At 38.9% G+C, this 9,451-nt stretch carries 9 protein-coding genes; 8 read left to right on the top strand and 1 reads right to left on the bottom strand.

The window, feature by feature from the left end; genetic code table 11:
* Positions 1-108: 108 nt before the first annotated feature.
* The gene (locus tag PSF09_RS04990; RefSeq protein WP_004907793.1) at positions 109-891 is read right to left on the bottom strand and encodes an IclR family transcriptional regulator; all 783 of its coding nucleotides are present in this window, start codon (positions 889-891) and stop codon (positions 109-111) included.
* A gap of 32 nt (positions 892-923) precedes the next feature.
* Here PSF09_RS04990 and PSF09_RS04985 point away from each other — a divergent pair, with 32 nt between their 5' ends.
* The 8 genes from PSF09_RS04985 (at position 924) to PSF09_RS04950 (ending at position 9,448) form a co-directional block, all read left to right on the top strand.
* On the top strand, positions 924-2,132 hold the full coding sequence (locus tag PSF09_RS04985; protein WP_272683560.1) for a 2-dehydro-3-deoxygalactonokinase: 1,209 nt from the start codon (positions 924-926) through the stop codon (positions 2,130-2,132).
* A 33-nt stretch (positions 2,133-2,165) separates the two neighbouring features.
* Positions 2,166-2,792 (top strand): 2-dehydro-3-deoxy-6-phosphogalactonate aldolase, encoded by a 627-nt coding sequence (locus PSF09_RS04980; protein ID WP_210837588.1) that lies wholly within the window; start codon positions 2,166-2,168, stop codon positions 2,790-2,792.
* An 18-nt stretch (positions 2,793-2,810) separates the two neighbouring features.
* Complete coding sequence (locus PSF09_RS04975; RefSeq protein ID WP_272683559.1) at positions 2,811-4,247, top strand: N-acyl-D-amino-acid deacylase family protein; 1,437 nt, start codon at positions 2,811-2,813, stop codon at positions 4,245-4,247.
* A 13-nt stretch (positions 4,248-4,260) separates the two neighbouring features.
* Positions 4,261-4,653 carry a RidA family protein gene (locus PSF09_RS04970; RefSeq protein WP_004259329.1) on the top strand — a complete coding sequence of 131 codons (393 nt, stop codon included), beginning with the start codon at positions 4,261-4,263 and terminating at the stop codon, positions 4,651-4,653.
* Positions 4,654-4,677: 24 nt separating this feature from the next.
* On the top strand, positions 4,678-6,129 hold the full coding sequence (locus tag PSF09_RS04965) for a sodium:solute symporter family protein (RefSeq protein ID WP_272683558.1): 1,452 nt from the start codon (positions 4,678-4,680) through the stop codon (positions 6,127-6,129).
* 21 nt (positions 6,130-6,150) lie between these two features.
* Positions 6,151-7,404, top strand: coding sequence for an amino acid deaminase (locus tag PSF09_RS04960; RefSeq protein ID WP_272683557.1), 1,254 nt, complete (start codon positions 6,151-6,153; stop codon positions 7,402-7,404).
* Positions 7,405-7,648: 244 nt separating this feature from the next.
* Complete coding sequence (locus tag PSF09_RS04955; RefSeq protein ID WP_272664453.1) at positions 7,649-8,608, top strand: D-2-hydroxyacid dehydrogenase; 960 nt, start codon at positions 7,649-7,651, stop codon at positions 8,606-8,608.
* Between the two features lie 30 nt (positions 8,609-8,638).
* Positions 8,639-9,448: a class I fructose-bisphosphate aldolase gene (locus PSF09_RS04950; protein WP_004259316.1), complete on the top strand. Its 810-nt coding sequence runs from the start codon at positions 8,639-8,641 to the stop codon at positions 9,446-9,448.
* Positions 9,449-9,451: the final 3 nt, after the last annotated feature.

Here is a 9,451-nt window from a genome sequence, read left to right as displayed (position 1 = left end):
TCCACAAGGAGGTGGGCCAGTACATTGCTTTTGTACAACTTGTTCTTGTGTAAACAACAAATATTGCTATTTTGGCACCCCATCTCATATGAGATGGGGTTTTTTGTTTTATTTAGTGCTGGTTGGCTCGATATAGCCAAGGCGGCGGGAAATCAGTAAGCAAACGTGGGCAAGTTCTTCATTAACACGGTCTATTTTGGAAACCATTCTGTGAGTCGGCCCAGCGACACTAATCGCGCCGATCACATTACCGGTATAATTAAATATCGGCCTAGCTACGCAGGTAAGCCCTTCTTCATTTTCTTCATCATCTAAAGAAAAACCTTTTATACGGATATCAGCCAAAACTTCATACAGTTTCATGCGGTCGATAACTGTTTTTTCGGTGTATTTGGTTAACGGTTTATCCAGTACTGCATCAATTTCTTCTAACGGTTGGAAGGCTAATAAAGCTTTTCCTATACCAGTACAATAAGCGGGTAGTCGAGCACCCAGTTTTGCGGAGGTTTGAATGGATAGCGTTCCTTCACTTTTATAGAGGTAGACCACATGGCCACTGTTATAAACCCCTAAAAAGCAAGTTTCAAACGTTGAACTCGACAACGTTTTTAAATAAGGGATTGAAACTTCGACTAAATTAACATTCATTAAGCCTTTAATGCCTAGTTCAAGGCTTTTTAAGTCAAGGTTATAGCGTTCTGTAAGATGGTCTAAGCTGACATATTGGCGTTCTTTTAGTGTTTCTAATACGCGAAAAGCCGTAGTTTTTGGAATCTCCGTATTCTTGACCAATTCGGCCAAAGAAATTCCGTCAGAATGGTTACTAATCTCTTCAAGTATGGTCAGTACTCTGTCGATACTCGACGAGTTTGCTTGACTTTCTTTCGTCATCGTAGGCTCCTCACTCACGCTAAGCTCTTTCATTGTACTCATTATTTAAACGTCGTTCCATTTTTACCTCGATGTTATCTTTTTCTCTGAAAAAACATGCAGTACGTAATGTATTGATCTTCATTGAATTTGATTTTTTGATTGTGATCTCTGTCGTTATTCTTATTAAATCGGAACGACATTCCTATATTTTAATGTATGTTATTAAAAAAGGAACGATGTTCCGTTATTTTAAAGGGATAAACATGTTGATAGTGACCATTGATACAGGGACAACGAATACCCGAGTTAGAGCATGGAAAAATAACGCGGTTGTTCGTGAACAAAGTGTTGAAGTTGGTATTAGGGATTGTGCAAAAAATGGCGATAAAACGCTGTTAATTCAATCGATAAAAACAGTGCTAGATAAGCTGTTATCAGGAGTGAATGCTGAAGAAAGAGAAAATTATCAGCTCGTTGCATCAGGCATGATTACATCCGAAATTGGGCTGTGTCACTTACCTCACCAAGTGACCCCGGTTTCAATGCAGCAACTTGCTAAAGCCACAATGCCTTGTGTTATCAAAGAAATCAGTGAAAAGCCGATTATTTTTATACCAGGCGTTAAAAATAACGTGGCAAATATGACGTTTGATTCAATTGAAAGCATAGATGTAATGCGTGGTGAAGAAGTTGAAGTTTTTGGCATTCTAACACAGCAACCGGATCTTGGCCCTGCCTTAGTCATTTTGCCCGGCTCGCATTCTAAGTTTGTACGTCTTGATGAAAATAATAATGTGGTTGCATTGGCAACAACGATGGCAGGGGAGATTTTCGATACATTAACGCACCAGACTATCTTAGCCAGCTCTTTAGAACACCAGTTTGTTCAATGTTTAGATAAAGAATATTTACGCAAAGGTGCTGAGCTTAGTCTGCAAGTAGGGATTGCAAGAAGTTGTTTTTCGGTGAGGCTACTAGACCTTTTCACGGAAGCGACACTTGACCAACGCTCAAGTTTTTTATTGGGAGCTATTTTGGCGTCAGATTTACTCGCAATAAAACATAGCCAAGCTCTTAATATTACTAGCGATATAAAAATTGTTATTAGTGGAAAACCTATTTTGGCGGATGCACTTCAAGAGTTAATTAAAAACGATAGTTATTTCACTGGGGAAATACACCTATTAGACGATAAAAAGGAACAGCCTTTTTCTGGATTGGGTGCAATTTCAATATTAAAAGAAACGCAATACAAATAAATATTATTAATGGTTTTTTATTAGGTGATTGTTATGAATTCTAAAAATGAAATACCGCTTATTGCAATATTACGTGGAATAAAACCTGACGAAGTTTTAGAACATATCGCTATCCTTGCAGATGAAGGTTTTAATTATATAGAAATTCCTCTTAACTCTCCCGAGTGGGAAAAAAGTATTCCATTAGCGATTGAAAACTACGGCGATAAATTAAAAATCGGTGCCGGTACTGTACTCAATAAAAGCAATGTTGAAAAGTTGGCAATAATGAACGCTAAAATTATTGTCACACCCAACATTAATGTTTCTGTGATCACGACTGCTCTTGAAAATAAGATGGAAATATTTCCAGGTTGTGCAACAGCAACAGAAGCTTTTACCGCGATTGACGCCGGTGCTGTTAATTTAAAAATTTTTCCTACAGCGCCTTTCGGGGTTAATTATGTGAAATCGCTGATGTCAGTGATCCCAAAAAATATTGCCATTTATGCGGTAGGAGGCATCACTCCGAATAACTTGCATGAATACCTAAGTATTGGCTGCCATGGTGCAGGGTTGGGAAATGATCTTTATCGAATAGGCCAAACACCAGAGAAAACCAGAGAAAAAGCGAGAGCATTTATATCTGCATATGTCGCATTTAAAAATCAAACTAATTAATCTTAAAGAGATATTCAAATGAAATACGATTATGTTTTTAAAAATGCCACTGTAATAGATGGTAGTGGTAAAAGTGAGTTTGTCAGTGATATTGCCGTTAAAGATGAACGGATTATTAAAATATCAAAAAATATAAGTGAAGATGCTGAAAAAATAATTGATTGCTCAGGTTTAATTTTATCACCTGGATTTATTGATGTGCATACTCATGACGATTTAATTGTGATTGATAAGCCTGAATATATCGAAAAAACATCACAAGGTGTAACGACAATTATTGTCGGTAATTGTGGTATCAGTGCAGCCTGTGCAACATTAAAGGGCGAAGTTCCTGACCCAATTAATTTATTAGGTGAATTAAACGAATTTCAATTTGCTGATTTAGCCAGTTATAAACAAAAAATTAATAATGTGATGCCAACCGTCAATGTTGCGACATTAATAGGGCATACAACCTTAAGAAATAATTGTGTGACAGACTTATTAAAACCCGCGACGCCAGACAATATCGCTCATATGAAGCAAGTATTGGCCTCTGCGTTAGATGGAGGGGCTTTAGGATTAAGCACTGGTTTATCTTACGGTAATGCGATTAATTCTTCGACTGAAGAAATTTGTGAGTTGGCTGAATTATTAGCAGAGCATCAGGGAATTTATACCACTCATATGCGAACTGAATATGACGGTATCATTGATGCGATGTATGAAGCCTTCCATATTGGTCGTCATGCAAAAGTTCCTGTGCAAATTTCCCACCATAAGTGTGCTGGGGCAAAAAACTGGGGACGCACAAAAGAAACGCTTGCCCTCATTGAAAAATACCAAGCCATGCAGGATATCAATTGCGATTGTTATCCATATCGTGCTGGTTCATCAAACTTAGATATCACACAAGTCACTGAAGACTATGACATTCTAGTCACTTGGTCAACGCCATTCCCTGAAGTCGCAGGTAAAACATTAAAAGAAATAGCCGCTATGTGGAGTAGCGATATTTTCCAAGTTGCTGAAAAAATTGTGCCTGCGGGAGCGATTTATTTCCAAATGCACGAAGACGATGTGCGTCGTGTGTTACAGCACCCAAGCAGTATGGTGGGCTCTGATGGCTTACCACGTGACCCTAATCCACATCCACGCCTTTGGGGCACCTTCCCACGAGTTATTAGCCACTATAGCCGTGATGAGCAGCTTTTCCCAATGACCACTGCGATTTACAAAATGACAGGTATGTCAGCACAACGTTTTTCTTTAAAGGATAGAGGCCTTATCCAAGAAAATTATTTTGCAGATATCGTTGTATTTGACCCTGAAAAAATTAATGAAACAGCCACATTCCAAGACCCAAAACAAAAAGCAGATGGCATTGAATATGTGTTTGTTAATGGTGTTCTGACCTATACCAAAAAAGAAATGACAGGGAATAGAGCAGGTAAATTCTTAGAAAGAAATAAATAAAAGAGAGAAAAAAATGATTAAAAGATTCGGAATTGAAGGCTCAAAAGGTACTGGCGGGCAATCTTTACCTTTTGCTAAAGCCGTGTTAGCGGACGGATGGCTGTATGTTTCAGGGCAAACACCCATGATTGACGGGGAAGTGATTGATGGCGGAATTATCGCTCAATCTAAATTGGCTATCGAGAATTGTTTAAACATTATGAAAGATGCGGGATTTGCTACGCAAGATATTGTGCATATGAAAGTGGTATTAAGTGATGCGCGCTATTTCCAATCTTTTAATAAAGTATTTCAGCAATTCTTTGCAGATAACCCACCTGCACGGGTGTGTTTTGTTGCTGACCTTGTCGTCGATTGTATGGTTGAAGTGGATATCACCTGCTTCAACAGCAAATTCAAATCTTAATTGCTAAGGCGATGAGAGGCTACTATGGAACATGATAATTTCTTAATGTGGTTTTTGTTATATGCATTTGTGATGATGTCTGTGGGTTGGTACGTCACAAGGCATCAAAAAACGGGTGAAGACTTCATTCTTGGGGGCAGAAAGCTCCCAATGTTACTCACTCTCGGTTCAACCGTCGGTACGATGGTGGGAACGGGCTCAAGTATCGGTGCAGTCAGTTTTGGTTATTCCAATGGCTGGGCGGGAATGTTGTATGGGATTGGTGGAGCGACGGGGATCTTACTAACGGCTTGGTTATTTGCGCCAGTAAGAAATTATCGCTTTATGACCATGAGTGAAGAGATTTGCTATTACACAGGTGGCAGCCGTCTAGTGAAAAACTTGGTTGCATTATTAATATTCTTAGCATCGATAGGCTGGCTTGGCGCTCATATTCTTGGCGGCGGCTTATACCTAGCATGGGCGGCAGATATTGATATTACTGTTGCGAAGATCATTATTGCGGTTGGCTTTGTTTTTTACGTGGGGATTGGTGGCTATAAAGCGGTTTCATGGATTGATACACTTCAATCAATTGTTTTATTCCTCGGGTTTATCATTCTAGCGGTTGCTTCGGTAAGCTATGTCGGTGGTTGGGATGTTGTTGTTAAGAGTACAGACCCTGACGCCTTTACTTTATTTGGTATTGGTAAATTAGGCGTTTTACCTGCGATATCATTGGCTGTGGTCATTGGCATTGGTGTGTTAGCGACACCATCATATCGCCAACGTATTTATTCAGCGGCATCAACTAAAGCTATCCGTCAGTCCTTTATTATCACAGGTTTACTGTATATGGGGTTTTCGTTCCTACCTGCGATTATCGGGATGGCAACGCATGTGATGGAGCCGAATTTAGAAAACAGCAGCTTTGCTTTCTTATATGCAACTAATGCTTTACCGCATGTGTTAGCGATGGTGGTATTGATTGCAGGTATGTCTGCCAATATGTCATCAGGCAGCTCAGATGCTATCGCGGGTGTTTCTATTATCCTACGTGATATCTATACAATGGTAACAGGTAAGATGCCTCCACCAGAGAAAGCGATCAATTTATCTCGTATCTTCTTACTTGGCGTCATCTTGTTAGCACTTATCTTTGCATTAACTTCGAATGACATTATCGGCTACATTACAAAAATGATATCAATGATTATGTCAGGCCTGTGTGTGACCGTGTTGTTGGGTAAATTCTGGCATCGGTTTAACTGGCAAGGCTGTATTGCTGCATTGGTTGCGGGGAGTTCAACATCATTAACGATTATCTTGACGCCAGAGTGGTCTGCAAAATTAGGTAATCCAGTAATCCCTGCATTAGCCATCAGTTTGCTCTGTGCGGTTGTTGTGACATTGATAACACCAAAAAATAAACTCAGTCGTGAAGAAGTACTAGAAAATATTACTCACGAGAGAGAAAACACAGCCAAAAGCCAGTAACCAGCAAGTTGAGGAAAAAAAATGACGAAACTGAATGTGTTAGCAGGCGTAGGGCATAAATCAGCCTCATTAAATCAAGAGGGTATTTCGGTAAATATTCTACATGAGGATGTATGCTTGCCTGCGGTGGTAGTGAAGCGTAATGAACTGGAAAATAATATTGCATGGATGCAGCATTATTCGAATGTGGCGAATGTTTCGTTGTCCCCACACGGTAAAACCACCATGACGCCTGCCATTTTTAAACGACAAATTGCTCAAGGTGCATGGGGGCTAAGTGTAGGAACAGCTTATCAAGCCAAGGTGGCAGTGGAGTCAGGTGTTCAGAATATCATTATTGCGAATCAAGTCGTGGGTAAAACCAATATTCGATTACTTGCAGAGTTAGTGCAATTAAATCAAGCCAATATTTATTGTTGTGTTGATAACGTGACTCATGCAAAACAGCTGGCGGCCTTTTTTTCATCGTTAGATTTAACCATAAATGTTCTGATTGAGTTAGGGGTTAATGGTGGACGCTGTGGGTGTCGAAGTGAAGAAGAAGCCATCACATTGGCAAACGAGTTAACCAAACTTCCTTCTTTGATGATTGCTGGCATTGAATTCTATGAAGGCGTTATTCATAGCGATGATGCCCAAAAGGATATTGAAGAGATACAGCAATTTTTACAGCGAGTGTTAACCACCAGTCAAAAACTGGATAACTTAGGCGTATTTGCACGTTATTCAGGGGAGTTATTAATCACTGGGGCAGGTTCAGTTTGGTATGATCTGGTCAGTAAAAAAATGGCAGAGTTTCATCTTTCTAAACCTATTCGGTTTGTGATCCGCCCTGGATGCTATATTACACATGACCACGGTATTTATGATGAAGCCCAGAAAGCATTGAAAGTTAGGGATAGTATGGCCTGCCAGTTAGATGGCGATTTGATGCCAGCGATGGAAATTGTGGCATTAATTCAGTCAGTACCTGAGAAGGGACGAGCGATTGTTAATTTTGGCAAAAGGGATGTCGCCTTTGATGCAGGTTTACCTCAGCCTCTAATGCAATATCGAGAGGGGAAGCCAGTCTATTTTCAAACGAATAGTGCAAAAACAGTCGGATTAATGGATCAACATGCCATTTTATCTTTTGATGAAAATTGTGATTTCCAAGTTGGCGATATACTGATCTTTGGGACATCTCACCCCTGTATTACATTTGATAAATGGAAAGTGATTTATCTTGTTGATGATAAATATGATGTTATAGAGGAAATGCCAACCTTTTTCTAATGTAGAGTTATTAACTCACTTTATTTTAAATCGGTCACTTGTTTTAAGTGGCCGATTTTTTTATTCATCACATTCTTGTGATCGAATTCATAACAAATTGTGCATTTGCACAACTATATTCAATTTTTAACATTGAAAACTAGTCATTCTTACAATGCCTTCCTGATAAGTGAATTATATAATTTTATTAAATCAAAAAGTCTAATTGATATTCATTTTGTTGATTAATTGGGTGGTGATAAAAATGACAGTTAAAATCGTGTTTCTCGATCATGAAACTTTCCCTGAAGGAATAAATATTAAGGAAATAAATAAAGAATATAGTTTAGAACTGTATGGGAAAACATCGGAAGATGAAATTATTGAGCGAGTAAAAAATGCAGACATTATTATTACCAATAAAGTAAAAATTACTAAAAAAGTTATTGAAGCTGCAAAGCAACTCAAATTTATTTCTGTCGCTGCAACAGGAACGGATGTGATTGATATTGGTGCTTGTAATGAGCGTAATATATTAGTTTCTAATATCAGAAATTATGCAATAAATACAGTTCCTGAGCATACGTTTACCTTGATTTTAGCCTTACGTCGTAGCTTATTAGCCTATGCACAATCAGTACGAAATGGTCGTTGGCAAGAGTCAGGCCAGTTTTGTTATTTTGATTATAAAATTAATAATTTATCTGGGTCGACGCTTGGTATTATTGGTGATGGTGTCTTAGGTAAGGCAGTTGCTGATATCGCAAAAGCTTTTGGTATGAAGGTGCTATTTTCCACATACAAAGGCACAAATAATATGGGCCCACTATATACACCATTTGAAGATGTTATTGCGAAAAGCGATATTATCTCTATTCATTGTCCATTACTCAAATCCACTAGGGATTTAATTAGTTTTCCAGAATTCGAGCAGATGAAACCGTCTTGTATTTTAATTAATACTGCACGAGGTGGGATCGTTAATGAAGAAGCATTATATGGCGCTTTAATAAATAATAAAATATTAGGTGCTGGGTTTGATGTTTGTATTTCAGAACCACCAGAAAAAGAAAGTTATATGATGAAATTAACTCAGTTATCAAATTTTATTCTTACCCCTCATATCTCATGGGCTAGTTTTGAAGCCATACAAACCTTATCAGACATGATGATGGACAATATCGAAGCCTTTTTATCTGGCCATCCTCAAAATTTAGTTAATTAATTCACTCATTGATTTAAAGAGGTCATCAATATGTTTTTAGGAAAAGAAATCCGTTTAAAAAGATTATTAAATAAAAAATCTGGTCGTCTTCTTGCAATTACTATGGATCATCCGATTACACGTGGTGTATTACCGGGAATTGGTGATATTAAATCTGTCATGAAACAGGTTGTTGCGGGCGCACCTGATGCCATTACGATGCATAAAGGTATTATTGAAAAGGTTTATCCTCCGTATGTTGCTTCCGATGTTTCTATCATCATGAAAGCGACAAGTTATTCCATACCCTACCATGAAGCTTATGACACACCCGTTGCTGACGTTGAAGAAGCGATTCGTTTAGGAGCCGACGCCATTTCCGTCGGCTGTATTATGGGTGGACCAGAACAGGCACAGCAATTGACATTTTTAGGTCAAGTATCGAAAGCCGCTGCTTCCGCAGGACTGCCTTTAGTCGCACATATTTATCCAAAAGGCCCAATGATTGAAGACAGTTTTGATGCGAAAAATCTCGCTTACTGTGTTCGCGCAGGTGCTGAGCTAGGTGTCGATATCATCAAAACACTCTGGTCTGGTTCCCCTGAGACATTTAAATCTGTCGTTGATAGCTGCCCAGCGATGGTTGCTTTAGCTGGTGGCGATATGGGGAGCGATCTTGTTAGTTTCCTAACAAATACACGTAAAGCATTAGATATTGGTGTTGGTGGTGTGACGTACGGGCGTTTCGTATGGCAGCACGAAAACCCAACAGCAGTCATTAAGGCTCTGAATGCATTAATCAATGATGATTGTTCGGTTGACCAAGCTATCGCGGAATACAAGCAAGCGGGTGGCAAATAACCA

Source organism: Providencia sp. PROV141 (genome assembly GCF_028481645.1).
Lineage (GTDB): Bacteria > Pseudomonadota > Gammaproteobacteria > Enterobacterales > Enterobacteriaceae > Providencia > Providencia rettgeri.
This window is presented reverse-complemented; position numbering and strand designations above follow the sequence as displayed.

Excerpts from the sequence above, each read along its gene's own strand:
- PSF09_RS04990 (WP_004907793.1), bottom strand. The coding sequence starts at position 891 with ATGACGAAAGAAAGTCAAGCAAACTCGTCGAGTATCGACAGAGTACTG.
- PSF09_RS04980 (WP_210837588.1), top strand. The coding sequence starts at position 2,166 with ATGAATTCTAAAAATGAAATACCGCTTATTGCAATATTACGTGGAATA.
- PSF09_RS04975 (WP_272683559.1), top strand. The coding sequence starts at position 2,811 with ATGAAATACGATTATGTTTTTAAAAATGCCACTGTAATAGATGGTAGT.
- PSF09_RS04970 (WP_004259329.1), top strand. The coding sequence starts at position 4,261 with ATGATTAAAAGATTCGGAATTGAAGGCTCAAAAGGTACTGGCGGGCAA.
- PSF09_RS04965 (WP_272683558.1), top strand. The coding sequence starts at position 4,678 with ATGGAACATGATAATTTCTTAATGTGGTTTTTGTTATATGCATTTGTG.
- PSF09_RS04960 (WP_272683557.1), top strand. The coding sequence starts at position 6,151 with ATGACGAAACTGAATGTGTTAGCAGGCGTAGGGCATAAATCAGCCTCA.
- PSF09_RS04955 (WP_272664453.1), top strand. The coding sequence starts at position 7,649 with ATGACAGTTAAAATCGTGTTTCTCGATCATGAAACTTTCCCTGAAGGA.
- PSF09_RS04950 (WP_004259316.1), top strand. The coding sequence starts at position 8,639 with ATGTTTTTAGGAAAAGAAATCCGTTTAAAAAGATTATTAAATAAAAAA.